38 protein-coding genes, 3 tRNA genes and 1 pseudogene are annotated in these 24,391 nt (G+C 58.9%); 31 read left to right on the forward strand and 11 right to left on the reverse strand.

The features are described from left to right. Positions 1-99 precede the first annotated feature (99 nt). Positions 100-1,231, forward strand: a protein-coding gene (gene prfB, locus AC1DOG_RS10925) for a peptide chain release factor 2 (RefSeq protein WP_111561177.1) whose coding sequence is annotated in 2 segments (ribosomal slippage) — positions 100-168 and positions 170-1,231 — 1,131 coding nt in all. Because the reading frame shifts where the segments join, the coding sequence is not laid out codon by codon here. Between the two features lie 86 nt (positions 1,232-1,317). Here prfB and AC1DOG_RS10930 read toward each other — a convergent pair. The 7 genes from AC1DOG_RS10930 to rlmB all read right to left on the reverse strand — a co-directional run bounded on the left by AC1DOG_RS10930 (position 1,318) and on the right by rlmB (position 4,854). Continuing rightward, a complete protein-coding gene (locus tag AC1DOG_RS10930) occupies positions 1,318-1,851 on the reverse strand; it encodes a hypothetical protein (protein WP_477927968.1) in 534 nt (177 codons plus the stop codon). A 4-nt stretch (positions 1,852-1,855) separates the two neighbouring features. Beyond that, positions 1,856-2,629, reverse strand: a complete 774-nt coding sequence (locus AC1DOG_RS10935) for an NAD kinase (RefSeq protein ID WP_018898657.1) — start codon at positions 2,627-2,629, stop codon at positions 1,856-1,858. A gap of 212 nt (positions 2,630-2,841) precedes the next feature. Continuing rightward, positions 2,842-3,129 (reverse strand): hypothetical protein, encoded by a 288-nt coding sequence (locus tag AC1DOG_RS10940; protein ID WP_018898656.1) that lies wholly within the window; start codon positions 3,127-3,129, stop codon positions 2,842-2,844. Positions 3,130-3,280: 151 nt separating this feature from the next. Then, positions 3,281-3,356: transfer RNA gene (locus AC1DOG_RS10945), tRNA-Thr, on the reverse strand. A gap of 108 nt (positions 3,357-3,464) precedes the next feature. Further along, positions 3,465-3,602, reverse strand: a complete 138-nt coding sequence (locus AC1DOG_RS10950; protein ID WP_181459189.1) for a hypothetical protein — start codon at positions 3,600-3,602, stop codon at positions 3,465-3,467. Between the two features lie 68 nt (positions 3,603-3,670). Beyond that, positions 3,671-3,841: a hypothetical protein gene (locus AC1DOG_RS10955; protein ID WP_477927971.1), complete on the reverse strand. Its 171-nt coding sequence runs from the start codon at positions 3,839-3,841 to the stop codon at positions 3,671-3,673. A 122-nt stretch (positions 3,842-3,963) separates the two neighbouring features. Then, positions 3,964-4,854 (reverse strand): 23S rRNA (guanosine(2251)-2'-O)-methyltransferase RlmB, encoded by an 891-nt coding sequence (gene rlmB / locus AC1DOG_RS10960; RefSeq protein WP_477927973.1) that lies wholly within the window; start codon positions 4,852-4,854, stop codon positions 3,964-3,966. 205 nt (positions 4,855-5,059) lie between these two features. Here rlmB and AC1DOG_RS10965 point away from each other — a divergent pair. Next, positions 5,060-5,144: transfer RNA gene (locus AC1DOG_RS10965), tRNA-Tyr, on the forward strand. Positions 5,145-5,170: 26 nt separating this feature from the next. After that, positions 5,171-5,244: transfer RNA gene (locus tag AC1DOG_RS10970), tRNA-Gly, on the forward strand. An 85-nt stretch (positions 5,245-5,329) separates the two neighbouring features. Here AC1DOG_RS10970 and AC1DOG_RS10975 read toward each other — a convergent pair. After that, entirely contained in the window at positions 5,330-5,839 is a 510-nt protein-coding gene (locus AC1DOG_RS10975; RefSeq protein ID WP_477927975.1) for a hypothetical protein, read from the reverse strand. Between the two features lie 264 nt (positions 5,840-6,103). Here AC1DOG_RS10975 and AC1DOG_RS10980 point away from each other — a divergent pair. The 28 genes and pseudogenes from AC1DOG_RS10980 to rplQ all read left to right on the forward strand — a co-directional run bounded on the left by AC1DOG_RS10980 (position 6,104) and on the right by rplQ (position 22,067). Then, positions 6,104-7,140 (forward strand): annotated as a pseudogene (locus AC1DOG_RS10980) (elongation factor Tu). A 313-nt stretch (positions 7,141-7,453) separates the two neighbouring features. Further along, positions 7,454-7,762, forward strand: coding sequence for a 30S ribosomal protein S10 (rpsJ, locus tag AC1DOG_RS10985; protein ID WP_003547547.1), 309 nt, complete (start codon positions 7,454-7,456; stop codon positions 7,760-7,762). Positions 7,763-7,796: 34 nt separating this feature from the next. Then, positions 7,797-8,438: a 50S ribosomal protein L3 gene (gene rplC / locus AC1DOG_RS10990; protein ID WP_112941573.1), complete on the forward strand. Its 642-nt coding sequence runs from the start codon at positions 7,797-7,799 to the stop codon at positions 8,436-8,438. A gap of 13 nt (positions 8,439-8,451) precedes the next feature. Further along, a complete protein-coding gene (gene rplD / locus AC1DOG_RS10995; RefSeq protein ID WP_018900275.1) occupies positions 8,452-9,072 on the forward strand; it encodes a 50S ribosomal protein L4 in 621 nt (206 codons plus the stop codon). Then, positions 9,069-9,362 (forward strand): 50S ribosomal protein L23, encoded by a 294-nt coding sequence (locus AC1DOG_RS11000; protein ID WP_018900274.1) that lies wholly within the window; start codon positions 9,069-9,071, stop codon positions 9,360-9,362. The genes rplD and AC1DOG_RS11000 overlap by 4 nt, the downstream gene beginning before the upstream one ends. Before the next feature lie 11 nt (positions 9,363-9,373). Beyond that, positions 9,374-10,210: a 50S ribosomal protein L2 gene (rplB, locus tag AC1DOG_RS11005; protein WP_477927978.1), complete on the forward strand. Its 837-nt coding sequence runs from the start codon at positions 9,374-9,376 to the stop codon at positions 10,208-10,210. Positions 10,211-10,225: 15 nt separating this feature from the next. Beyond that, positions 10,226-10,504: a 30S ribosomal protein S19 gene (gene rpsS / locus AC1DOG_RS11010; RefSeq protein ID WP_018900272.1), complete on the forward strand. Its 279-nt coding sequence runs from the start codon at positions 10,226-10,228 to the stop codon at positions 10,502-10,504. Positions 10,505-10,506: 2 nt separating this feature from the next. Beyond that, positions 10,507-10,899 carry a 50S ribosomal protein L22 gene (gene rplV, locus AC1DOG_RS11015; protein ID WP_018900271.1) on the forward strand — a complete coding sequence of 131 codons (393 nt, stop codon included), beginning with the start codon at positions 10,507-10,509 and terminating at the stop codon, positions 10,897-10,899. Beyond that, complete coding sequence (gene rpsC / locus AC1DOG_RS11020) at positions 10,899-11,618, forward strand: 30S ribosomal protein S3 (protein ID WP_113010801.1); 720 nt, start codon at positions 10,899-10,901, stop codon at positions 11,616-11,618. The genes rplV and rpsC overlap by 1 nt, the downstream gene beginning before the upstream one ends. A gap of 36 nt (positions 11,619-11,654) precedes the next feature. Continuing rightward, on the forward strand, positions 11,655-12,068 hold the full coding sequence (gene rplP / locus AC1DOG_RS11025) for a 50S ribosomal protein L16 (RefSeq protein WP_003573792.1): 414 nt from the start codon (positions 11,655-11,657) through the stop codon (positions 12,066-12,068). Between the two features lie 12 nt (positions 12,069-12,080). Beyond that, positions 12,081-12,281, forward strand: a complete 201-nt coding sequence (gene rpmC, locus AC1DOG_RS11030; RefSeq protein WP_016553554.1) for a 50S ribosomal protein L29 — start codon at positions 12,081-12,083, stop codon at positions 12,279-12,281. Between the two features lie 4 nt (positions 12,282-12,285). Further along, complete coding sequence (rpsQ, locus tag AC1DOG_RS11035; protein WP_018900269.1) at positions 12,286-12,525, forward strand: 30S ribosomal protein S17; 240 nt, start codon at positions 12,286-12,288, stop codon at positions 12,523-12,525. 261 nt (positions 12,526-12,786) lie between these two features. Continuing rightward, positions 12,787-13,155, forward strand: a complete 369-nt coding sequence (gene rplN, locus AC1DOG_RS11040) for a 50S ribosomal protein L14 (protein ID WP_018900268.1) — start codon at positions 12,787-12,789, stop codon at positions 13,153-13,155. 12 nt (positions 13,156-13,167) lie between these two features. Then, complete coding sequence (gene rplX, locus AC1DOG_RS11045) at positions 13,168-13,470, forward strand: 50S ribosomal protein L24 (RefSeq protein WP_018900267.1); 303 nt, start codon at positions 13,168-13,170, stop codon at positions 13,468-13,470. Then, positions 13,470-14,027, forward strand: a complete 558-nt coding sequence (rplE, locus tag AC1DOG_RS11050; protein WP_018900266.1) for a 50S ribosomal protein L5 — start codon at positions 13,470-13,472, stop codon at positions 14,025-14,027. The genes rplX and rplE overlap by 1 nt, the downstream gene beginning before the upstream one ends. A 32-nt stretch (positions 14,028-14,059) precedes the next feature. Continuing rightward, positions 14,060-14,365: a 30S ribosomal protein S14 gene (rpsN, locus tag AC1DOG_RS11055; RefSeq protein ID WP_018900265.1), complete on the forward strand. Its 306-nt coding sequence runs from the start codon at positions 14,060-14,062 to the stop codon at positions 14,363-14,365. A 12-nt stretch (positions 14,366-14,377) separates the two neighbouring features. After that, positions 14,378-14,776, forward strand: coding sequence for a 30S ribosomal protein S8 (gene rpsH / locus AC1DOG_RS11060; RefSeq protein ID WP_018900264.1), 399 nt, complete (start codon positions 14,378-14,380; stop codon positions 14,774-14,776). 42 nt (positions 14,777-14,818) lie between these two features. Then, positions 14,819-15,352: a 50S ribosomal protein L6 gene (rplF, locus tag AC1DOG_RS11065; RefSeq protein WP_018900263.1), complete on the forward strand. Its 534-nt coding sequence runs from the start codon at positions 14,819-14,821 to the stop codon at positions 15,350-15,352. 12 nt (positions 15,353-15,364) lie between these two features. Next, the gene (rplR, locus tag AC1DOG_RS11070; protein ID WP_018900262.1) at positions 15,365-15,727 is read left to right on the forward strand and encodes a 50S ribosomal protein L18; all 363 of its coding nucleotides are present in this window, start codon (positions 15,365-15,367) and stop codon (positions 15,725-15,727) included. A 130-nt stretch (positions 15,728-15,857) separates the two neighbouring features. After that, entirely contained in the window at positions 15,858-16,427 is a 570-nt protein-coding gene (rpsE, locus tag AC1DOG_RS11075) for a 30S ribosomal protein S5 (protein WP_018900261.1), read from the forward strand. 13 nt (positions 16,428-16,440) lie between these two features. Further along, positions 16,441-16,650, forward strand: a complete 210-nt coding sequence (gene rpmD, locus AC1DOG_RS11080; RefSeq protein ID WP_016553562.1) for a 50S ribosomal protein L30 — start codon at positions 16,441-16,443, stop codon at positions 16,648-16,650. Positions 16,651-16,666: 16 nt separating this feature from the next. Then, a complete protein-coding gene (gene rplO / locus AC1DOG_RS11085; RefSeq protein ID WP_016553563.1) occupies positions 16,667-17,140 on the forward strand; it encodes a 50S ribosomal protein L15 in 474 nt (157 codons plus the stop codon). Positions 17,141-17,379: 239 nt separating this feature from the next. Beyond that, a complete protein-coding gene (gene secY / locus AC1DOG_RS11090; protein WP_018900260.1) occupies positions 17,380-18,720 on the forward strand; it encodes a preprotein translocase subunit SecY in 1,341 nt (446 codons plus the stop codon). Then, positions 18,717-19,367, forward strand: a complete 651-nt coding sequence (locus AC1DOG_RS11095) for an adenylate kinase (RefSeq protein ID WP_026283317.1) — start codon at positions 18,717-18,719, stop codon at positions 19,365-19,367. The genes secY and AC1DOG_RS11095 overlap by 4 nt, the downstream gene beginning before the upstream one ends. 225 nt (positions 19,368-19,592) lie before the next feature. Next, positions 19,593-19,961, forward strand: coding sequence for a 30S ribosomal protein S13 (rpsM, locus tag AC1DOG_RS11100; protein WP_018900258.1), 369 nt, complete (start codon positions 19,593-19,595; stop codon positions 19,959-19,961). 134 nt (positions 19,962-20,095) lie between these two features. Further along, positions 20,096-20,485 carry a 30S ribosomal protein S11 gene (gene rpsK, locus AC1DOG_RS11105; protein WP_003547577.1) on the forward strand — a complete coding sequence of 130 codons (390 nt, stop codon included), beginning with the start codon at positions 20,096-20,098 and terminating at the stop codon, positions 20,483-20,485. Positions 20,486-20,585: 100 nt separating this feature from the next. Continuing rightward, positions 20,586-21,596 (forward strand): DNA-directed RNA polymerase subunit alpha, encoded by a 1,011-nt coding sequence (locus tag AC1DOG_RS11110; protein ID WP_477927985.1) that lies wholly within the window; start codon positions 20,586-20,588, stop codon positions 21,594-21,596. Positions 21,597-21,641: 45 nt separating this feature from the next. After that, positions 21,642-22,067: a 50S ribosomal protein L17 gene (gene rplQ / locus AC1DOG_RS11115; protein ID WP_018900257.1), complete on the forward strand. Its 426-nt coding sequence runs from the start codon at positions 21,642-21,644 to the stop codon at positions 22,065-22,067. A gap of 92 nt (positions 22,068-22,159) precedes the next feature. Here the strand turns inward: rplQ and AC1DOG_RS11120 are convergent, their stop codons facing one another. From AC1DOG_RS11120 to msrP, 3 genes are all read right to left on the reverse strand, one after another. Then, on the reverse strand, positions 22,160-22,522 hold the full coding sequence (locus AC1DOG_RS11120; protein ID WP_477927986.1) for a hypothetical protein: 363 nt from the start codon (positions 22,520-22,522) through the stop codon (positions 22,160-22,162). A gap of 142 nt (positions 22,523-22,664) precedes the next feature. Beyond that, entirely contained in the window at positions 22,665-23,327 is a 663-nt protein-coding gene (gene msrQ, locus AC1DOG_RS11125) for a protein-methionine-sulfoxide reductase heme-binding subunit MsrQ (RefSeq protein WP_477927987.1), read from the reverse strand. Further along, complete coding sequence (gene msrP, locus AC1DOG_RS11130) at positions 23,327-24,274, reverse strand: protein-methionine-sulfoxide reductase catalytic subunit MsrP (protein ID WP_477927989.1); 948 nt, start codon at positions 24,272-24,274, stop codon at positions 23,327-23,329. Before msrP ends, msrQ begins: the two co-directional genes overlap by 1 nt. Positions 24,275-24,391: the final 117 nt, after the last annotated feature.

Raw genomic sequence — 24,391 nt, forward strand, 5'->3', positions numbered from 1 at the left:
TTTTCGACTGATAGCGTGGCGGTCGCGGCTCTTTACATCCGCGGCCGCCACAACTATTTGACGGACGACTTTTGAAGACAACGCAAAAGAAGCGGGACAATGCGAGCGGAAATCCAGAACGTAGTCGATGAAACCAAGCAGGCTATCACCCTGCTGAGGAGGCATCTTTGACTGGGACCAGGCGATAAGACGACTGGACTGGTTGAACAACAAGGCAGAGGACCCGAATCTCTGGAACGATGCCACCGAAGCACAGAAGCTGATGCGCGAGCGCCAGCAGCTCGATGACGGCATCAGCGGCGTACGCCGTTTCGAACAGCAGATCAAAGACAATATCGAGCTCATCGAGATGGGCGAGGACGAGGGCGACGAGGCCATCGTCAAGGAAGCCGAAGACGCGCTAAAGGCACTCAAGGCCGAAGCCGCGCGCCAGCAGGTCGAAGCGATGTTGTCTGGCGAAGCCGACAGCAACGACACCTATCTCGAAGTTCATTCCGGCGCCGGCGGCACGGAAAGCCAGGACTGGGCGAACATGCTTTTGCGCATGTATACCCGCTGGGCCGAACGCTCGAAGTTCAAGGTCGAGTTGCTCGAAGTGCATGACGGCGAAGAAGCCGGCATCAAGTCCGCGACGTTGCTCGTCAAGGGCCACAATGCCTATGGCTGGCTGAAGACCGAATCGGGCGTTCACCGCCTGGTCCGCATCTCGCCCTACGACAGCAACGCGCGTCGCCACACCTCGTTCTCGTCCATCTGGGTCTACCCCGTCGTCGACGACTCGATCCAGATCGACATCAACGAAAGCGATTGCCGCATCGACACCTACCGCTCGTCCGGCGCCGGTGGTCAGCACGTCAACACGACCGACTCCGCTGTCCGCATCACTCATATGCCCTCGGGCATCGTGGTGCAGTGCCAGCAGGAACGCTCGCAGCACAAGAACCGCGCCAAGGCCTGGGACATGCTTCGCGCACGTCTCTACGAAGCGGAACTGAAGAAGCGCGAAGACGCGGCCAACGCGGAAGCGGCCTCCAAGTCCGACATCGGCTGGGGCCACCAGATCCGCTCCTACGTCCTGCAGCCTTACCAGATGGTCAAGGACCTGCGCACCGGCGTTACCAGTACCGCGCCCGACGACGTGCTGGATGGGGAACTCGACGAGTTCATGGAAGCAGCGCTCGCCCACCGCATCAGCGGCAAGGCGGATGCCGTGGTCGACGACGTCGACTGATCGATCTTGGTGAGATCGATATCGAAAAGGCCCCATCCGGGGCCTTTTTTGATTCTGGCTGTGCGTCTTTCGAAGCGCGACGGACTTTAATGCCCTGACTTCTCGACGCTGATATCCCCGAACTCATCGATGATGACGGTCCAGCTATTTGCGTCGCCATCCGGATCGGTCTTCAGATAGACCATCGCGAAAAGCCCTGGCTCGTTCAGTCGGCCGGTCGAGTTCTCGGGACGGATATCCGTCACATAGGGATTGAGGTCGTTCAGTTCCTGAACCTCGACCGTCGAGACGATTTCGGGCCCGGTCTCGGTCTGCGCGATCTGCTGCAGATAAACCTTGGCGGTGCGATCGGCCTGGCGAACCGCAAACAGCTTGTAATAGCCATGGCGAGGTTGGCTGGGCGCGGCGGGTACGGCCGTCGCTGCGGCCGGAGCATTCGGCGTGCTTGCGGCTGGCGGACGGGTCACCGCCGGCGCATTGCCGTCGTCCGCCCAGTAGCCCGTGCTCGTCGCGAATGTGATGCTCGCGGGCAATATGGGATCGGTGGCATCCGTCGCCTGGGCAGCAAGCGGAATTGCGGCGATCAGCAGCGCGCAGGCTGTCAGTCCGAAACGCTTCATCGCCTCAATCCTCGAATTGCTCGGATAGAATACGGTCGGACCAGGAACGGTCGGGGTCGGAGAGGATGCGCGCCGTCATGTGCTCGGATTGCGCGATCCGCACATGGAGCACCGACTTCACTTCCGAATTATCGGCAACCGCGTTCACCGGCCGCTTTTCCGATTCGAGAATATGAATGTCCACCGTCACCTTGTTCGGCAACAGTGCCCCGCGCCAGCGGCGGGGACGGAACGCGCTCACCGGCGTCATGGCCAAAAGCGGCGCGTCGAGCGGCAGGATCGGACCATGCGCGGAGAGATTGTAGGCCGTCGACCCGGCCGGCGTCGCCACCATCAGCCCGTCGCAGATCAGCTCCTCAAGCCGAACGACGCCATCCACTTCGACCCTGAGCTTGGCGGCTTGGTAGGATTGGCGAAAGAGCGAGACCTCGTTGATCGCAAGCGCGGTATCGCTCGTACCATCCGCATTCGTGGTCGTCATCCTCAGCGGACGAAACGTGTTCTCGACGGCGGCATTGATCCGCTCCCGCAACGCGTCGGTGCGGTACTCGTTCATCAGAAAGCCGACGGAACCCCGGTTCATTCCATAGACGAGCCTGCCGGAGTTCATCGTGCTGTGCAGCGTCTGCAGCATGAAGCCGTCGCCGCCGAGTGCCACGATCACATCGGCATCCTTTGCGGGCACATCCCCGTAAACGCGAATCAGTTCATCGCGCGCCGCCAGCGCCTCGGCGGTAGGGGAAGCCAGAAAACAGAGGGTTTGAAAGGATACGCTCATGCAATGCCCTTTGATAAAGTCCGCCTAGCTAAATGATAATGGGCTGGCACGACAAGGCATTTTAAGGTCGCAGCTGTTCGCCGAGACTACTCTCTGCATAGGTGAGGAGAGGGCAGAAGGGCGCCAGTTTCATGGCGCCCCCTGTTTGTGATCGGCTTCGAACGGATCGCGGTCGGCCCGTGTCTGTGGCCCATCGGGTCAGCGACAGCGCCTTACTTGTTCTGAAGCAGCCAGATCTTCCCGCCCATGGTGATGCCATAGGTATCGGTGGTGCCATCGTCGGTGAGGTTGCGGCGCTCCAGGAAACCGTGCTCGCACAGATCCACAAGCGTCTTCGCGGTGACCGTCTTGATCTTCTGCGGGCGCTCTTTCCAGCGGTCCGTTTTCGCATAGGTCACGGTTGCGTTCTCATGCGTCCACTTGCCGGCCGCTTGCGGATAGAGATCGCCGTCACGGGCGAGTTTAAGTCCCGCGATCTGCGCCGGGGTGAGTTCAGCCATTTCAATAACCTCTTGGCATGTTGCACGGATCAGCCGTGAATGCAGGGGAACCCTGGGAAACCAAGGGCAATAGGAACCAAATGTTGCAACGCGAGCATCTCGTTTACCGAGGCCCGTCGGTGTGGCAACAATCGATTCCTTCGAAGAATTGTGGTGCCCCCGGCAGGGTTCGAACCCGCGACCCCCTGATTACAAATCAGGTGCTCTACCAACTGAGCTACAAGGGCAACGCCCGCCAATTAGCAGATTTTGCTGCTCTGTAAAGAAAAATCGGCCACGATTTGATTTCACTCAGTGATTTCAACAGGCCGTAATCGGGCGATAGTTTGCTGTGGCTAGTTCGGCGTTGTCTGCCGAACGGTCGATTGCAGGTGGCCGCCATTCTCGCCCATGCCATCGCCGGAAGACGGCATGGCAGCGATGCTGAGAACCGAAACAACCATGAGAGCGATGACAGCGATCATTATTCGCACGCGATTTCTCCTTTTGAACGAGGAAGAAACGCAAATAAGGCAATTGGGTTCCGGAACGGGTGTCGCGGCTATTGCGCAGGCGGCGGTGCTGTCGTGGTGGGATTGGTGCCTGGAGCGACCGGGGCGAGAGGATCGGGCTGGTGCACGGGTTGGGTCTTGTCGATCCAGCCGATGCTGAGAATGATGGCGACAAGGATGCCGATGAAGAGAATGCCGATGATGAGGGGACGAACTGCCATGTCGGATGCTTCTCCTTGTTGGTCGGAGCATTGCTGGATGATAACCGCTGCTGACGTCAAAACCGAGGCGGTCGAGCATCAGCAGCGGCATCTTTCGGCATGGTGGCTTGTCCGTGAGCCTGTCAGCCCTTCAGATGAATGCGCGCCGCGTAGAGCGCGATCGCCGCTGCGTTGGACACGTTGAGCGACTTGATCTCGCCGGGCATATCGAGCCGCGCCAGCGCATTCACCGTCTCGCGCGTCTTCTGGCGCAATCCCTTGCCCTCGGCGCCGAGGACCAGTGCGACCTTGTCGCCGGAAAAGGTACCCTCCAGCGGAGCCGGGCCTTCCGAATCAAGGCCGATGGTGACGAAGCCGAGCTTGTGCAGTTCGCCGAGCGCGTCAGCGAGATTGGTGATCTGGATATAAGGGATGAGTTCCAGCGCGCCGGAGGCGGATTTGGCGAGCACGCCCGATTCGGTCGGGCTGTGGCGCTGCGTCGTGATCAGCGCACCGGCATTGAAGGCGACGGCCGAGCGCATGATGGCGCCGACATTGTGCGGATCGGTCACCTGATCGAGCACCAGGATCAGCGGGCTGTCCTTCAGCGCTTCTAGGCGGCGCACGGGCAGGGGACGCGTTTCCAGCATCACGCCCTGGTGGATGGCGTCTGGGCCAAGCACCTTGTCGAGATCCTGCGGCGAAACCATCTCGACCGATATGCCGAGTTTCTCGACATCGATCTCAAGGCGGGCCAGCGCGTTCGGGGTCACCGACAGCTTTATCTTCTTGCGCTCTTTATTCTCGAGCGCGGCACGCACCGTGTGCAGGCCATAGAGATGGACCTGGTCCGGAGCGAGTGCCGGCGGCTTCCAGTCATCGCCGCCACGCTTGCGCTTCTGGAAGCCGGGGGGTGGAATTTCGCCGCGTTCGCGCTTGTTGTCGCGATGCGCACGACGCAGGTTGGCGTAGTGCGTATCCTTGGCGGATTTTTCGTCGGAGGGCGTGCCCCCGGTTTTGTTGTCTTTGCTCATGCCGCTTTATAGCGGTGGCATTTCTTTCCGCATAGGATTTCTTTGTCCACAGGGGCTTTCCATCGCCGATGACATTTTTCGCATATTTTCCATCGTCATCGTGTTGACATAGGCAACTCGGCCCGTCATATACGCGGCGCAGACCGAGGGGCGGCAACGCTTCGAAAGTCTAGCAGACTTGGTCTAACGATCCGGACGAAAAACTGGAGAGATGCCCGAGTGGTTAAAGGGGACGGACTGTAAATCCGTTGGCTCAGCCTACGTTGGTTCAAATCCAACTCTCTCCACCATTCGTCCTCGGATCGGACCAAACCCCGCGGGTATAGCTCAATGGTAGAGCAGCAGCCTTCCAAGCTGAATACGCGGGTTCGATTCCCGCTACCCGCTCCATTTTTCAAATCGAAGTCTGACATTATCCACAGCGCGCAAGCGCTTGTTTGCGTTTCCCTATCGCGCTGACGCGTCGCGTCCGATCTCAGCCCCACAGCAACACGAAGGGGGAGGCGAGCGCAATGATGCCGGCCGCCATCCAGCGTGTGCGCCCATCCATCGTGAATTCGTCACGCGACAGCCATTTGCGCACGGCGACATAACCGACGGCGATGACGGCGCTATAGATGAGTGCGCGCCACAGGATCGACCATCCGCCGCCGAAAAGCCCGATCGCAATGCCGAACCCAGTGAGTGCGCCGAGGATGCCGTAGCCGACATCGAACATCAGCGTCGTCGTGGTCGATAGCGGCCTGAGCACCCTTGGAAACGCGATGGCGACGGCCGCCGTAAGCAGCCATATGGCGACGATCGCCTGCAGCGTCGACGAGCTGACGATGGAGGCCGCCAGCGCCGGTAGCCGCTCTGGCGTCGAGAGCCGCACGACCTGCGCGATCCAGTCTATCGCGGCCGCCAATATCCACAATATGAATGCGCAGCCGGCAAAGATCAGAAAATTGCCGGCCGATCGTTTCGCGATGTGCTTTGGGTCCATGCCGTGCTCTCCTCAAGCGATCGCCGGCGTGGCTCCGGCAACGCAAGTAATATCACAGCATCAATCGCTTGTGGCGGTTTATGGTGAAAACGCGCACGCTTGTTCGCACTTCTATATTGCCGATCGAATGCTTCGTTCCCATATGCGGCGGCAGTGCGGAATAGCGTCCGCAATTAAGTCTTGCGCAATTCCGCCGAAAGCCTTAAACGGCGGCACTAAACCGGTTCGCCGGGGTCATCCATTTCGTTCACAGGAAGCATTCAAATGGCAAAGAGTAAGTTTGAGCGCAACAAGCCGCACGTTAACATCGGCACGATCGGCCACGTTGACCACGGCAAGACGTCTCTGACGGCAGCGATCACCAAGTACTTCGGCGAGTTCAAGGCGTACGACCAGATCGACGCTGCTCCGGAAGAAAAGGCACGCGGTCGGCTGCTGACGGCCCGATGCCGCAGACCCGCGAGCACATCCTGCTCGCTCGTCAGGTTGGCGTTCCGGCTCTGGTCGTGTTCCTCAACAAGGTCGACCAGGTCGACGACGCGGAACTGCTCGAGCTCGTCGAGATGGAAGTTCGCGAACTTCTGTCGTCCTACGACTTCCCGGGCGACGACGTTCCTGTCGTCAAGGGTTCGGCTCTGGCCGCTCTCAACGATTCGGACAAGAAGATCGGCGAAGACGCCGTTCGCGAACTGATGGCCGCTGTCGACGCCTACATCCCGACGCCTGAGCGTCCGATCGACCAGCCGTTCCTGATGCCGATCGAAGACGTGTTCTCGATCTCGGGTCGTGGTACGGTTGTGACCGGTCGCGTCGAGCGCGGCATCGTCAAGGTTGGTGAAGAAGTCGAAATCGTCGGCATCCGCGCYACCTCGAAGACGACGGTTACCGGCGTTGAAATGTTCCGCAAGCTGCTCGATCAGGGCCAGGCTGGCGACAACATCGGCGCACTGGTTCGCGGTGTTAACCGTGACGGCGTTGAGCGTGGTCAGATCCTGTGCAAGCCGGGCTCTGTCAAGCCGCACAAGAAGTTCATGGCTGAAGCCTACATCCTGACGAAGGAAGAAGGCGGTCGTCATACGCCGTTCTTCACGAACTACCGTCCGCAGTTCTACTTCCGCACGACGGACGTGACCGGCATCGTCTCCCTGCCGGAAGGCACGGAAATGGTTATGCCTGGCGACAACGTCACGGTTGCCGTTGAGCTGATCGTTCCGATCGCGATGGAAGAAAAGCTGCGCTTCGCTATCCGCGAAGGCGGCCGTACCGTCGGCGCTGGCATCGTTGCCTCGATCATCGAGTAATCATTGAGATCGGCCGTCTCGAAAGAGACGGCCGCTTCGATGACATTATTATGAAGCAAGTGGCTTTAGCCGCTTGCTTATTACAAAGAAATACGGCACATGGCGCGCAAGCGCTGTTTGCGCGCTGCTTCGTCGTTTCGAAGCGGCAGACTGAAGCTAACATAAAGGTGGCCGAAAGGCCTGAAGACTGGATAGGGATGCCGGTTTCCGACGTCCCTCTCGATCTTTGAAACCGGTGGTCCGCCTTTAGGGAAGAAAACAACCCGTGCCTTGAACAAGGGCGCGTAAGTAACAAACACAAGGATAACGTCGAATGAACGGCCAAAATATCCGCATTCGCCTGAAGGCGTTCGATCACCGCATTCTCGACGCTTCGACGCGCGAGATCGTGTCGACGGCGAAGCGCACCGGCGCAAGCGTCCGGGGCCCCGTTCCGCTTCCGACTCGCATCGAGAAGTTTACGGTAAACCGGTCCCCACACATCGACAAGAAGAGCCGCGAGCAGTTCGAGATGCGCACGCATAAGCGCCTCCTCGACATCGTTGACCCGACACCGCAGACGGTAGACGCGCTGATGAAGCTCGATCTCGCCGCTGGTGTCGATGTTGAGATCAAGCTCTGAGCCTAGCTCGAGCTGAGTTGGAAGGATTGAACCGATGCGTTCAGGTGTGATTGCACAGAAGGTCGGCATGACCCGCGTCTATAACGACGCCGGCGAACATGTTCCGGTAACAGTACTGCGTATGGAAGGCTGCCAGGTCGTAGCCCAGCGCACAGTAGAAAAGAACGGCTACGCCGCAGTTCAGCTTGGTGCTGGCACGGCGAAGGTCAAGAACACGTCCAAGGCGATGCGCGGCAATTTCGCTATTGCCAACGTCGAGCCGAAGGCCAAGCTCGCTGAATTCCGTGTAACGGAAGACAACCTGCTTGACGTCGGCACCGAGCTCAAGGCTGGCCACTTCGCCACCGGTCAGCTCGTCGATGTCACCGGCACGACGATTGGTAAGGGCTTTGCCGGCGCCATGAAGCGTCACGGCTTCGGCGGTCTGCGCGCCACGCACGGTGTGTCGGTTTCGCACCGCTCGCACGGTTCGACCGGCTCGCGCCAGGACCCGGGCAAGGTTTTCAAGAACAAGAAGATGGCTGGTCACATGGGCCAGACGCGCGTAACGACTCAGAACCTTGAAGTGGTTTCGACCGACGAAGATCGTGGTCTGATCCTGATCAAGGGTGCAGTACCCGGTTCCAAGGGTGCCTGGATCATCGTGCGCGACGCCGTCAAGTCGGCCGCGAAGTAAGGGAGCCAGACCAATGGAATTCAACGTCAAGACCCTCGAGGGAAAAGACGCAGGGAAGGTTTCTCTTTCTGACGCGATTTTCGGTCTCGAGCCCCGCGAAGACATTCTCGCCCGCGTAATCCGCTGGCAGCTTGCCAAGAAGCAGCAGGGCACTCACCAGGCAAAGGGCCGCGCCGACGTATGGCGCACCGGCGCCAAGATGTACAAGCAGAAGGGTACGGGCCGCGCTCGTCACCATTCGGCTCGTGCTCCGCAGTTCCGCGGCGGTGGTAAGGCTCACGGCCCGGTTGCTCGCAGCCACGAACACGACCTTCCGAAGAAGGTTCGCGCTCTCGGCCTGCGTCTGGCTCTGTCGGCAAAGCTGAAGTCCGATGATGTCATCATCATCGACAACCTGGTTGCTGCTGAAGCAAAGACCAAGGCTCTGGCTTCGACCTTCGCAACGCTCGGCCTGACCAACGCTCTCTTCATCGGCGGCGCCGAACTTGATGGCAACTTCAAGCTCGCAGCCAAGAACATCCCGAACATCGATGTTCTGCCGATCCAGGGCATCAACGTTTATGACATCGTGCGCCGTGGCAAGCTCGTGCTTTCCAAGGCTGCCGTTGAAGCTCTAGAGGAGCGTTTCAAGTGACCGATCTTCGCCACTATGATGTGATCGTCTCGCCGTCGATCACCGAAAAGTCCACTCTGGTATCTGAAAACAACCAGGTTGTTTTCAACGTCGCTAAGACGGCGTCGAAGCCGGAAATCAAGGCTGCAGTCGAGGCGCTCTTCGGCGTCAAGGTCACGGCCGTCAACACTCTGCTCCGCAAGGGCAAGACCCGTCGTTTCCGCGGTTTTGTCGGCAAGCAGAAGGACGTGAAGAAGGCAATCGTGACTTTGGCTGAAGGCCAGACGATCGACGTCTCCACCGGTCTCTGAGGAATAAAAACATGGCATTGAAAACATTCAATCCTACGACCCCGAGCCAGCGTCAGCTGGTCATCGTCGACCGCTCTTCGCTCTACAAGGGCAAGCCGGTCAAGGCGCTGACGCAGGGTCTGACCAAGAGCGGCGGTCGTAACAACCTCGGTCGCATCACGGCTCGCTTCATCGGCGGCGGTCACAAGCGTACGTATCGTCTGATCGACTTCAAGCGTCGCAAGTTCGAAGTTGAAGGCACGGTCGAGCGTATCGAATACGACCCGAACCGTACGGCGTTCATCGCGCTCATCTCCTACGCCGATGGCGAACAGGCCTACATCATCGCTCCGCAGCGCCTTGCTGCCGGCGACAAGGTCATCGCCTCTGAAAAGGCTGTGGACGTAAAGCCGGGCAACACCATGCCCCTGCAGTACATCCCGGTTGGCTCCATCATCCACAACGTGGAAATGAAGCCGGGCAAGGGCGGTCAGATCGCTCGCTCCGCTGGTTCCTACGCACAGCTCGTAGGCCGCGATGCGGGTCTCGCGATCCTTCGTCTGAACTCTGGCGAACAGCGCCTCGTGCCGGGCTCCTGCCTTGCTTCGATCGGTGCGGTTTCGAACCCTGACCACGCCAACATCAACGACGGCAAGGCCGGTCGTACTGTATGGCGCGGCAAGCGTCCGCATAACCGCGGTGTTGTCATGAACCCTGTCGACCACCCGCACGGTGGTGGTGAAGGCCGCACCTCCGGTGGTCGTCACCCGGTTAGCCCATGGGGCAAGCCGACCAAGGGCAAGCGCACCCGGTCGAACAAGTCGACCGACAAGATGATCATGCGCTCGCGTCATCAGCGTAAGAAGTAAGAGAGGAAGTCTCCAATGGCTCGTTCAGTATGGAAAGGTCCGTTCGTTGACGGCTATCTTCTCAAGAAGGCTGAGAAGGTTCGTGAAGGCGGACGTGCAGAAGTAATCAAGATCTGGAGCCGTCGCTCCACGATCCTGCCCCAGTTCGTCGGTCTCACCTTCGGCGTCTACAACGGCAGCAAGCATATTCCGGTCAACGTCAATGAAGACATGGTCGGTCACAAATTCGGTGAATTCTCTCCGACCCGGACCTACTACGGTCACGGTGCGGACAAGAAGGCAAAGAGGAAGTAACGATGGGCAAGGCAAAAGCCGAACGCCGGCTGAAGGACAACGAGGCGCAAGCAGTCGCCCGCACGCTCCGCGTCAGCCCACAGAAGCTCAACCTGGTTGCTGCGGCTATCCGCGGCAAGAAGGTCGAGCGCGCACTCGCTGAGCTGGAATTCTCCCGCAAGCGCATCGCAGGCGCCGTCAAGAAGACGCTCGAATCTGCGATCGCAAACGCCGAGAACAACCATGATCTCGACGTTGACTCGCTGGTCGTAGCGGAAGCTTACGTTGGCAAGTCGATCGTCATGAAGCGTTTCCACGCTCGTGGCCGTGGTCGTGCATCGCGCATCGAAAAGCCCTTTGCGCACCTCACGATCGTTGTTCGCGAAGTTGAAGCCGCCACCGAGGAGGCCGCATAATGGGTCAGAAAATCAATCCAATTGGTTTCCGTCTTGGCATCAACCGTACCTGGGATAGCCGCTGGTTCGCGGACAATGCCGAATACGGTCAGCTGCTGCACGAAGACCTGAAGATGCGCAAGTTCGTCATGAACGAACTGAAGCAGGCTGGTATCTCCAAGGTGGTTATCGAGCGTCCGCACAAGAAGTGCCGCGTCACGATCCACTCGGCTCGTCCGGGCCTGATCATCGGCAAGAAGGGCGCAGACATCGACAAGCTCCGCAAGAAGCTGTCGGACATGACGAACTCCGAAACGCACCTCAACATTGTTGAAGTTCGCAAGCCGGAAGTCGACGCTGTACTGGTCGCTCAGTCGATCGCTCAGCAGCTCGAGCGTCGTGTTGCTTTCCGTCGCGCCATGAAGCGCGCCGTTCAGTCCGCAATGCGTCTTGGCGCCGAAGGCATCAAGATCACCTGCGCGGGCCGTCTCGGCGGTGCTGAAATCGCTCGTACGGAATGGTACCGCGAAGGTCGCGTGCCGCTGCATACGCTGCGCGCTGACATCGACTACGGCACAGCCGAAGCGGAAACCGCTTTCGGTATCTGCGGCATCAAGGTTTGGATCTTCAAGGGCGAAATCCTTGAGCATGATCCGATGGCCTCCGAGCGCCGCGCACTCGAGGGTGATGCTCAGGGTCCGGCTAGCCGTGACCGCGATCGTCGCCGCGACAACGCTTAATAGCGTTGGTGGCAGATAAGTTCGGAGAATAAGAAAATGTTGCAGCCAAAGCGTACCAAGTACCGCAAGCAATTCAAGGGCCGCATCAAGGGCGTCGCCAAGGGTGGTTCCGACCTCGCCTTCGGTGAATTCGGCCTTAAGGCTCAGGAGCCAAACCGCGTAAATGCACGCGAGATCGAAGCGGCCCGCCGCGCGATCACGCGCTACATGAAGCGTGCTGGCCGTGTATGGATCCGCGTGTTCCCGGATGTTCCGGTAACCGCAAAGCCGACCGAAGTCCGTATGGGTAAGGGTAAGGGCTCTGTTGAATATTGGGCATGCAAGGTCAAGCCAGGCCGCATGATGTTCGAGATCGACGGCGTCAGCGAAGAAATCGCTCGCGAAGCGCTTCGCCTCGGCTCTGCCAAGCTCTCGGTCAAGACGCGCTTCGTACAGCGCATTGCAGAGTAAGGAGCAAGGCACATGAAAGCCGAAGAAGTTCGCGGCCTGACGGCCGATCAGCTCAAGGACAAGCTCGCCGACCTGAAGAAGGAGCAGTTCAACCTGCGCTTCCAGAAGGCCACCGGTCAGCTCGAAAAGTCCTCCCGCGTCAACGAAGTTCGCAAGGACATCGCCCGCGTGAAAACCATTGCCCGCCAGAAGGCGGCAGAAGCAAAGGCCTAAGAATATGCCGAAGCGCATCCTGCAGGGCGTCGTCGTTGGCGACAAGAACGAGAAGACTGTAGTTGTCCGCGTTGAGCGTCGTTTCGCTCATCCGCTGATGCAGAAGACCGTTCGTCGTTCCAAGAAGTACAAGGCCCACGACGAAAACAATCAGTACAAGATTGGCGATACCGTATCCATCGAGGAATGCGCGCCGATCTCTAAGGACAAGTGCTGGACGGTCATTTCCGGCCAGGCAAAGTAAGAATTTCTCGCGAGGCCTTGCGTCTCGCGGAAATTTCTGTATGAAGCAGCGTCAGAACGCTCGTTCGTCGAGCGTTCTTTTGCTTTGAGCGCACGGAAGGTCCCGTTTGGGAAACCACCCTGGCACGATCTATCCAGCGCTAGTCAAGCTATTGCCGTGTTTTCGCCTGCTCTCGTGGCAAGCGGCCGGCTGACAATTTTCATATGCCGGGGTAGGGGGCGTAGCCCAACCATTCCGGTAAACACAAGAAGGCGACCTGATATGATTCAGATGCAAACAAACCTCGACGTGGCGGATAATTCCGGCGCACGTCGTGTCATGTGCATCAAGGTGCTGGGCGGTTCTAAGCGCAAGTATGCCTCGATCGGCGACGTTATCGTCGTTTCGATCAAGGAAGCTATTCCGCGCGGCCGCGTGAAGAAGGGTGACGTGATGAAGGCGGTTGTCGTTCGCACCGCCAAGGAAATCCGTCGCGTAGATGGTTCCATCATCCGCTTCGACACCAATGCAGCAGTCCTCATCGACAACAAGAAAGAGCCGATCGGCACCCGTATCTTCGGACCGGTTCCGCGCGAACTTCGCGCCAAGAACCACATGAAGATCATCTCGCTCGCTCCAGAAGTTCTGTAAGGAGCACGAACGATGCAAAAGATTCGTAAGGGCGACACGGTCGTCATGCTCGCAGGCAAGGACAAGGGCCGCACTGGCGAAGTCCTTCAAGTTCTGCCCAAGGAAGACCGCGCCGTCGTCCGTGGCGTCAACGTCGTGAAGCGCCACCAGCGCCAGACGCAGACCCAGGAAGCCGGCATCATCAGCAAGGAAGCCTCGGTTCACTTGTCCAACGTCTCGATCATCGACAAGGACGGCAAGCCGACCCGCGTTGGTTTCAAGGTTGTTGACGGCAAGAAGGTCCGTGTGGCCAAGCGTTCCGGTGAGGTGATCTGATGGCTCAGGCAAAGTACGAGCCGCGGCTCAAGAAGGAATATGTCGAGCGCATCCGCGCGGCGATGCAGGAGAAGTTCTCCTACGCCAACGAGATGATGATCCCCAAGCTCGACAAGATCGTAATCAACATGGGTGTTGGTGAAGCAACGGCTGATTCGAAGAAGCCGACTGTTGCCGCAGCTGACCTGGCCGCTATTGCTGGTCAGAAGCCGGTCATCACCCGTGCACGCAACTCCATCGCTGGCTTCAAGGTCCGCGAAGATATGCCGATCGGCGCAAAGGTTACCCTGCGCGGCGCTCGCATGTACGAGTTCCTGGACCGTCTCGTGAACATCGCGCTTCCGCGCGTTCGCGACTTCCGCGGCCTGAACCCGAAGAGCTTTGACGGCCGTGGCAACTTCGCCATGGGCATCAAGGAGCACATTGTGTTCCCTGAGATCAACTACGATAAGGTTGATCAGATGTGGGGCATGGACATCATCGTTTGCACGACGGCCACCAAGGACGACGAAGCACGGGCTCTGCTCACAGAGTTCAACTTCCCGTTCCGTCAGTAACCGTAACGACGAGCGTAGAAAAGGAACCACACATGGCGAAGACCAGCGCAGTTGAAAAGAACAAGCGCCGCCGTATTACGGTCGCCAACCAGGCCGCTAAGCGCGCCGAGTTGAAGGCGATCATCATGAACCAGGCTCTTCCGATCGAAGACCGGTTCAAGGCCTCGATCAAGCTGGCATCCCTGCCGCGCGATGGATCGAAGACCCGTATTCGCAACCGTTGTGAAGTATCGGGCCGTCCGCGCGCATACTACCGCAAACTGCGCATGTCGCGTATCGCGCTGCGTGAACTCGGCAATCTCGGCAAGGTGCCGGGCATCGTCAAGTCCAGCTGGTAAGGAGCAGGTTAGATGACAATGACTGATCCGTTGGGCGATATGCTCACCCGCATCCGTAACGGCGCTTCCCGCCGCAAGTCGTCGGTCTCGACGCCTGCTTCGAAGCTCCGTGCACGTGTTCTCGATGTTCTCCAGGCTGAAGGCTACATCCGTGGCTACGCTCTTGTCGATTTCGGCAATGGCAAGTCTGAAATCAACATTGAGTTGAAGTACTACGAAGGCGCATCGGTGATCCGTGAGATCGGCCGTGTGTCCAAGCCGGGCCGCCGGGTTTATGTCTCGGTCAAGTCCATTCCGCAGGTCGCGAACGGTCTCGGCATCACCATCCTTTCGACTCCGAAGGGTGTGATGGCTGATCACCAGGCTCGCGAACAGAACGTTGGTGGCGAGGTTCTTTGCTCGGTATTCTAATACCGAGCATCGATCTCCATAGCGAACAGACAGGATATAAAAATGTCTCGTATCGGTAAGAAGCCCGTTCAGATTCCTGCTGGGATTACGGCTACGGTCGAAGGCCAGAAGGTTACTGCAAAGGGCCCGAAGGGCGAGCTGTTCTTCGTCGCAAACGACGAAGTCGGCGTTAAGCTCGAAAACAATGCGGTTGTCGTGACGCCGCTCACGCAGTCGAAGGATGCTCGTTCGAAGTGGGGCATGTCCCGCACGATGATCGAGAACATCTTCACGGGTGTTAAGGACGGCTACGAGCGCAAGCTCGAAATCAACGGCGTTGGTTACCGCGCGTCGCTTCAGGGCAAGAACCTGCAGCTCGCTCTCGGTTTCAGCCACGACGTGGTTTATGAGCCGCCGGTCGGCATCACGATCGCTGTGCCGAAGCCTACTGAAATTGTTGTCACTGGCATCAATAAGCAGCAGGTCGGCCAGGTTGCCGCTGAAATCCGCGAGTACCGCGGTCCTGAGCCTTACAAGGGCAAGGGCGTCAAGTATGCCGGCGAACGTATCGTTCGCAAAGAAGGCAAGAAGAAGTAAGGATCACGCGAAATGGCTAGCAGGAAAGAAGCACTTGCACGTCGTGCCAACCGCGTGCGCCGTCATCTCAAGTCGGTGGCCAATGGCCGTCCGCGCCTGTCGGTTCATCGCTCCTCGAAGAACATCTACGTTCAGGTTATCGACGATGTTGCCGGCAAGACCCTCGCGGCTGCCTCGACGCTCGATAAGGACCTGCGCGGTTCTCTGAAGACCGGTGCTGACACCGCGGCAGCTGCCGCCGTTGGCAAGCTCGTCGCCGAGCGCGCCTCCAAGGCTGGTGTCAAGGAAGTCGTATTCGACCGTGGCGCCTTCATCTATCACGGCCGTATCAAGGCCCTGGCAGATGCAGCCCGCGAAGGCGGTCTGACCTTCTAATGAATTTCCGGCCGGAGCCCTAAACTCCGGCCGGATTTTAACCGGACCGCAAACGCTCCTCGATAGGGGAGGCTGATGCGGTCCTCGTGTTGTCTGCCGTTCCACCCGCAAAAGAAAAAGGAAAAGGACAATGGCACAGGAAAGAAAAGGTTCGCGCGACGATCGCCAGAACCGCGAAGAGCGCGATAGCGAATTCGTCGACAAGCTGGTCGCGATCAACCGCGTCGCCAAGGTCGTCAAGGGCGGCCGTCGTTTCGGTTTCGCAGCCCTCGTCGTCGTCGGTGACCAGAAGGGCCGCGTTGGCTTCGGTCACGGCAAGGCACGTGAAGTGCCGGAAGCAATCCGCAAGGCAACTGAAGCTGCCAAGCGCGAACTGATCTTCGTACCGCTGCGTGACGGCCGTACGCTGCATCACGACGTTCACGGCCGCCACGGCGCCGGCAAGGTTCTGCTTCGTTCGGCCAAGGTCGGTACCGGTATCATCGCCGGTGGTCCGATGCGCGCTGTTTTCGAAACGCTCGGCGTTCACGACGTCGTCGCTAAGTCGACCGGTTCCTCGAACCCATACAACATGGTTCGCGCTACCTTCGACGCTCTGAAGCACCAGGTTCACCCGAAGGACATCGCAGCACAGCGCGGCATCAAGTATGCAACGCTTCAGGCTCGCCGTGCCGCTTCCGGTAACGCTTCTGAAGAATAAGAGGAGCTGATCCATGGCCAAGGCTACAAAGAAGACCGAAGCAAAGACGGTTACCGTCGAGCAGATCGGCAGCCCGATTCGCCGTCCGGATGTCCAGCAGCGCACGCTGATCGGTCTCGGGCTGAACAAGATGCACCGTCGTCGCACGCTGGAAGATACCCCTTCCGTTCGTGGCATGATCCGTGCTGTCCAGCATCTCGTTCGCATCGTCGACGAGAAGTAAGCAGGGAGTATTCGCTATGAAACTCAATGAAATCAAAGACAACGAAGGTTCGACCCATAGCCGCAAGCGCCTCGGCCGCGGTATCGGTTCGGGCTCCGGCAAGACCGGTGGTCGCGGTGTCAAGGGTCAGAAGTCCCGTTCGGGCGTAGCCATCAACGGCTTCGAAGGCGGTCAGATGCCAATCTACCGTCGCCTGCCGAAGCGCGGCTTCAACAACATCTTCAAGGCCGACTTCGTTGTCGTGTCCCTGGAGCGTGTTCAGGCTGCTATCGACGCTGGCAAACTCGACGCCAAGTCCACGGTTGATGCAGCAGCTCTCAAGGCTGCCGGCGTTATCCGTCGCGTCAAGGACGGCGTTCGCGTTCTCGCCGACGGCGAGCTGAAGGCAAAGGTCAAGTTCGAAGTTGCTGGCGCTTCCAAGCCGGCAGTCGAAAAGATCGAAAAGGCTGGCGGTTCCGTCACGCTTCTTTCTGCCGCAGCTGCAGAGTAATTTAATCTATGATAAACCGCCCGGGGTGCTTCACACCGGGCGGTTTTGCTCCCATATGTGAGCCTCACAAAAACCGGTCGGATGCACGTGCGTCAGGACAGGTTAGACGAACAACAGGGTGAGGCATAGGTTGCGCCCGCAATCCGTCCGAAGCCCGCTTTTGAATAATTCAGAAATGCCGATCCGGCGTTCTGCCTTTAGCTTGGTCAGAGCCCGAAACCGGTAGCGCGGAGATACGCATGGCGTCTGCAGCGGAACAGTTGGCTTCCAACCTCAATTTCTCGACCTTCGCCAAAGCCGAGGATCTCAAGAAGCGCCTGTGGTTTACACTGGCAGCTCTCCTCGTCTATCGGTTGGGAACGCACATTCCGCTTCCCGGCCTCAACCCGCAGGCCTACGCACAGGCCTTCCAGGGCCAGGCGGGCGGCATTCTCGGCCTCTTCAACATGTTCTCGGGTGGCGCTGTTCAGCGCATGGCGATTTTCGCCCTCGGCATCATGCCCTACATTTCCGCTTCGATTATCGTGCAGCTGATGACCTCGGTCGTCCCGGCGCTCGAGAACCTGAAGAAGGAAGGCGAGCAGGGCCGTAAGATCATCAACCAGTACACGCGCTACGGCACGGTGCTTCTCGGCACGCTGCAGGCTTATGGCATTGCCATTGGTCTCGAGAGCGGGCAGGGGCTGGTTGTCGATCCGGGCATCTTCTTCCGCGTCTCCACGGTCATCACGCTGCTCGGCGGCACGATGTTCCTGATGTGGCTCGGCGAGCAGATCACCTCGCGCGGTATCGGTAACGGCATCTCGCTCATCATCTTCGCCGGCATCGCCGCTGGCCTGCCTTCGGCTCTTGCCGGTACGCTCGAACTCGGCCGCACAGGCGCGCTGTCGACGAGCCTCATCCTGCTGGTCATCGTCGTTGCGATCGCCGTCATCGCGATCATCGTCTTCGTCGAACGCGCCCAGCGCCGCCTTCTGATCCAGTATCCGAAGCGCCAGGTGGGCAACCGCATGTTCCAGGGCGATACCTCGCACTTGCCGCTGAAGCTCAACACCTCGGGTGTCATCCCGGCGATCTTCTCGTCCTCGCTGCTGCTTCTGCCGGCAACGATCGCGGGCTTCGCCAGCACGACGAACATGCCGACCTGGGTGACTTCCATCGTCGCGGCTCTTGGCCATGGCCAGCCGCTCTACATGCTCCTCTACGGTTTGCTGATCGCCTTCTTCGCCTTCTTCTACACGGCCATCGTCTTCAATCCGAAGGACACGGCCGACAATCTGAAGAAGCACGGCGGCTTCATCCCGGGCATCCGTCCCGGTGAGCGCACCGCCGAGTACATCGATTACGTGCTGACCCGCATTACGGTCATCGGCGCGATCTATCTGGTCTTCGTCTGCATTCTTCCGGAAATCCTCGTGTCGCAAACCGGGATCCCGTTATCCCTTGGTGGCACTTCGCTTTTGATCGTCGTTAGCGTAACTCTTGATACGGTGGCACAGATCCAGGGTCATCTGATCGCGCAGCAGTACGAAGGCCTGATCAAGAAATCGAAGTTGCGTGGAGGAAAGAGGGGTCGATGAGACTTATACTTTTGGGGCCGCCGGGCGCGGGTAAGGGGACTCAAGCTCAGCGGATCGTGGAAAAGTACGGCATTCCGCAACTTTCCACGGGTGACATGCTTCGCGCCGCCGTTCAGGCCGGTACCGAAGTTGGCAAGCGCGCCAAGGCCGTCATGGATGCTGGCAAGCTGGTCTCAGACGACATCGTCATCGCAATCGTGTCGGAGCGTATCGACCAGCCCGATTGCGAGAATGGCTTCATCCTCGACGGTTTCCCACGCACGCTGGTTCAGGCCGATGCGACAGAAGCCATGCTCAAGGGCAAAGGCATCGAACTGTCGAAGGTCGTCGAAATCCAGGTCGACGACGCTATCCTTGCGGACCGCGTTTCGGGCCGTTACACCTGTGCTAACTGTGGTGCCGGCTATCACGACACCAACGTCAAGCCGAAGGTGGAGGGGGTCTGCGACCGCTGTGGTTCGACTCACTTCAAGCGTCGTCCCGATGACAACCGCGAAACTGTGGTGACGCGTCTCGGCGCTTACTACAAGGAAACATCGCCGCTGATCGGCTACTACTATGCCAAGGGCAAGTTGCAGTCGGTGGATGGCATGGCAGACATCGATCACGTCACCGGCGAGATCGAGGGCATACTTTCGAAGCTGTAAGGCTTTGGAAATAAAACTTGGCGGGAGCGGTTGCTTTTCAGCACTGATTCCGTTAAACACCGCGCCAACTCGCGATATCTGATGCGATCGGCGCGGACTTCCGATAGGAATTCCGGGTTCGATCGTTTTGACTTGTTGAGAACCTGAATTGTAATTGCGGCCTTTCAAGGCCGTGTAACGAGACACCACTTGCCGGATGGCAACTGGAACGCAAGGAGAATAGGCGTGGCACGTATCGCTGGCGTCAACATCCCGACCGCAAAGCGCGTTGTAATCGCGCTGACGTACATTCACGGGATCGGTCCGAAATTCGCACAGGAAATCATCGAGAAGGTCGGTATTCCTGCTGATCGTCGCGTGAATCAGCTCACCGACGCTGAAGTCCTGCAGATCCGCGAAACCATCGACCGCGATTACCAGGTCGAAGGTGACCTGCGTCGCGAGACCTCGATGAACATCAAGCGTCTGATGGACCTCGGCTGCTACCGCGGCCTGCGTCATCGCCGTGGCCTTCCGGTCCGCGGTCAGCGCACGCACACCAATGCTCGTACCCGCAAGGGCCCGGCAAAGGCTATCGCTGGTAAGAAGAAGTAATTTCCGGGAAACCGGAGGTGAGGGGGCTGGCGGTCTGCGCCGGCCTCTTTTGAGTTTGGGGCAGGGCCGCAAGGTCTCGTTCCGGTGTAGCCGCTGGTATTACGGCGGTGCAGAGATCCAAGAAAGGGATTAAAATGGCCAAGGAAGCCGTACGCGTTCGCCGTCGCGAACGTAAAAACATTTCGTCGGGCGTCGCTCACGTCAACTCGACCTTCAACAACACGATGATCACGATCACCGACGCACAGGGCAACGCCATTGCCTGGTCGTCTGCTGGCGCCAAGGGCTTCAAGGGCTCGCGCAAGTCGACCCCGTTCGCTGCTCAGATCGCTGCTGAAGACTGCGCCAAGAAGGCTCAGGAACACGGCATGAAGTCGCTGGAAGTTGAAGTTTGCGGTCCGGGTTCGGGTCGTGAATCCGCTCTGCGCGCCCTCCAGGCTGCTGGTTTCATGATCACGTCCATCCGCGACGTGACCCCGATCCCGCACAATGGTTGCCGCCCGCGCAAGAAGCGTCGCGTCTGATCATCGCCATTCACAACATCGGTGAGCGGATCCTCGCTCCCGATGCTTCTCAAGCTCGGTTGTCACGATTGGATGGTGGCAACGAACGGAAGGCAAAAATATGATTCAGAAAAACTGGCAGGAATTGATCAAGCCGAACAAGGTCGAGTTCTCTTCGAACTCGCGCACCAAGGCGACGCTCGTAGCAGAGCCGCTGGAGCGCGGTTTCGGCCTCACCCTCGGCAACGCGCTTCGCCGCGTTCTGCTGTCCTCGCTGCGCGGTGCCGCAGTGACGGCCGTGCAGATCGATGGCGTGCTGCATGAATTCTCGTCGATCCCTGGCGTTCGTGAAGATGTCACCGACATCGTTCTGAACATCAAGGAAATCGCCATCAAGATGGATGGCGACGACGCAAAGCGCATGGTCGTGCGTAAGCAGGGTCCGGGCGTTGTAACGGCTGGCGACATCCAGACGGTCGGCGATATCGAAATCCTCAACCCCGAGCATGTGATCTGCACGCTCGACGAGGGTGCCGAAATCCGTATGGAATTCACCGTCAACAACGGCAAGGGCTATGTTCCGGCCGATCGCAATCGTGCGGAAGATGCTCCGATCGGTCTCATCCCGGTCGACAGCCTTTATTCGCCGGTCAAGAAGGTGTCCTACAAGGTTGAAAATACCCGCGAAGGACAGGTTCTCGACTACGACAAGCTGAACATGACCATCGAAACCGATGGCTCGATCTCCGGCGAAGATGCCGTCGCTTTCGCGGCTCGCATCCTGCAGGATCAGCTTGGCGTGTTCGTCAACTTCGACGAGCCGCAGAAGGAAACCGAAGAAGAAGCAGTCACCGAACTCGCTTTCAACCCGGCTCTCCTCAAGAAGGTAGACGAACTCGAACTGTCTGTTCGCTCGGCAAACTGCCTGAAGAACGACAACATCGTCTACATCGGCGACCTCATTCAGAAGACCGAAGCAGAAATGCTCCGCACGCCGAATTTTGGTCGCAAGTCGCTGAACGAAATCAAGGAAGTTCTCGCTTCCATGGGCCTGCACCTCGGCATGGAAGTGCCCGCATGGCCGCCTGAGAACATCGAAGATCTCGCCAAGCGTTACGAAGACCAATACTAACCATCAAACGGCGGGCGAGATGCCTGCATGTGAAGGAGAATAGCAATGCGCCACGGTAAAGCCGGCCGCAAGCTGAATAGAACCGCTAGCCACCGCAAGGCAATGTTTGCCAACATGGCGGCTTCGCTCATCACCCATGAGCAGATCGTGACCACCCTGCCGAAGGCAAAGGAAATCCGTCCGATCGTTGAAAAGCTCGTAACCCTCGGCAAGCGCGGCGACCTGCACGCTCGTCGTCAGGCGATCTCGCAGATCCGCGACGCCGCTGTTGTTTCGAAGCTCTTCGACACGATCGCTTCGCGCTACGCAACCCGCAACGGCGGCTACCTGCGTATCATGAAGGCTGGCTTCCGCCAGGGCGACAACGCCGCTCTCGCCGTCATCGAATTCGTTGACCGCGACACCTTCGCCAAGGGCGCAGCCGACAAGGCTCGCGTTGAAGCCGAAGCAGCTGCTGCTGAAGCCGCTTAATATTTTCCGGTTCGCCGGAAGCAAAACAGCCGGGCTGAAAAGCCCGGCTGTTTTCGTTTGTGGTATGTGCTGCTGCCATGTGGTGTTGGCAGCTATTCGAAGCCCGGCAGGCTAAAGAGCTTGCCGTCCGGCGAACGCATCCATTCACTGAATGGTCCGTAAGTCAGCTTGCCCGAGATGATCCCACGTAGCACGCGCTCACAGGCCTCGTTAGCAGCCTGCTTGATCGGCATATTGGTCCGCGCAGCCATGTCATCTTTTTGACTGTCAGTAAGCGTCTCCAGGACAGACGTCGGGCAACTTTCGATAAAGCGTGTACGCGTTTCCGCAGATGAGCGTAAGACCGCTGCGTAGTACACGAAGTCAGCATCGCTCATTTCACGATCGGTGGCGCTTACGGGTAGAGCGATCGACAAATTCCCGAATAATAGAGATATGACAATAGATGCGCGCATGTTGAGCTCCGAGGCATCTGAATTCATAGATGGTTGCTGGAGCGAAGGCAAATCTATCTATGCGGGTGGTGGGGTGGCCTGCTGATAAAGCGGATGGGCTTATGCCGGAAATCGGTCACTGCGCTGGCTCGCCGCAATCAGATCAGTTTACCGCCTCCGCGGATCTCATCCGGCCGCTCTTGCCACCCCGGGCGCGCTTCCTGCTCCGCGCAATCGGTCGCCACGACCGATACAGGATCATCAGGATGATCAGGCCGATATAAACATACTGCTCGAGATCCAGAAGCTTGGTCGACAGCGCGAAGTGCACCGCGCCACAGGCAGCGATGATGTAGATCAGCTTGTGCAGCCATATCCATTTCGAGCCGAGCTTCCGGATCGACAGGTTGTTGGAGGTGACAGCCAGCGGCACGAGCAGCACAAGCCCGGCCATTCCGAACATGATGAAGGGCCGCTTCATCACATCGTCGAGGACAGCGAAAACGTCGAGCGCCTGATCAAGAACCATGTAGACCGTGAAGTGCATGGCCACGTAGTAAAAACAGAGAAGACCGAGCGCGCGGCGATAGCGCAGGTAATTCCAGCCGAGGAGATCGCGGGCAGGGGATACGGCGAGCGTCAGCACCAGGAAGCGGATCGCCCAGAGGCCGAGGAACAGCTCGAAGGTCTTGACCGGATCGGCGCCCAGCTGGTCGGTGGCGCCGAGATAGAAGGTCCAGGCGGCAGGCGCCAGCCCGACGACGTAAAGCAGCCAGACGGAGGCCGAGTGCCATCGCTTCGGCAGGCTGAACGAAAGCGTTGCCATCAGAAGTTCGCCTTCAGGTCCATGCCCGCATAAAGGCTCGCGACCTCATCGCCATAACCGTTGAACGGCAGCGTCGGATGTCGGCTGGCGCCGAAGAAGCCGCTCTCGCCGATCCGCCGCTCAGTCGCCTGGCTCCAGCGCGGATGATCGACGGCGGGGTTCACATTGGCATAGAAGCCGTATTCCTGCGAATTGGTGACCTGCCAGGTGTTCTTCGGCTCCTTGTCCGTCAGCGTGATCCGAACGATCGACTTGATGCCCTTGAAGCCATATTTCCAGGGAACGACGAGCCGGATCGGCGCACCGTTCTGGTTCGGCAGCGTCTCGCCATAGAGGCCGACGGCAAGCAGCGTCAGCGGATGGTTGGCCTCGTCGAGCCGCAGCCCTTCGACATAAGGCCACTCGAGCGATTGGAAGATACCCTTCTGCCCCGGCATCTCTTCCGGGCGCACAACGGTCTCGAAGGCGACATACTTGGCGCTCCCGAGCGGCTCGACCTTGCGGAGCAGCGAGGCCAGCGGAAAGCCGTCCCAGGGGATGACCATCGACCAGGCTTCGACGCAGCGCATGCGATAGGTCCGGCTCTCGATGGGGAATTCCTTCATCAGCGCGTCGAGATCGAAGGTGCCCGGATTGTTGACCATGCCGTCGACCTTGATTGTCCAGGGCATGGGCTTGAAGTCGCCCGACAGCGCCGCCGGATCACCCTTGTCGAGACCGAACTCGTAGAAGTTATTGTATGTCGTCACATCCTTGATCGGCGTCAGCTTCTCGTCGACCTTGTACTTGCTGTCGACGGTCGTAAGTGCGGCTGCGCTGGCAGTGCCGGCACCCAATAGACCCACTGCGCCGATCGCGGCGGCGCCAAGGAACTGGCGGCGATCAAGATAGGTCTGGCGCGGCGTGATCTCAGACGAAGCGATCTTGGGTGGACGGTAGACGGGCATGATATCCTCCTGAGCAACAGAAGCTCGGCATCGACCTTGAACGCATTCAAGCTCGTTTCGGATCACTGTTTACGCCTTGAAGCGGCCGGCCGGGAAGCCAACTTATCGTGTAGCGAA

The sequence above is a fragment of the Rhizobium sp. 01N48 genome (assembly GCF_056399145.1).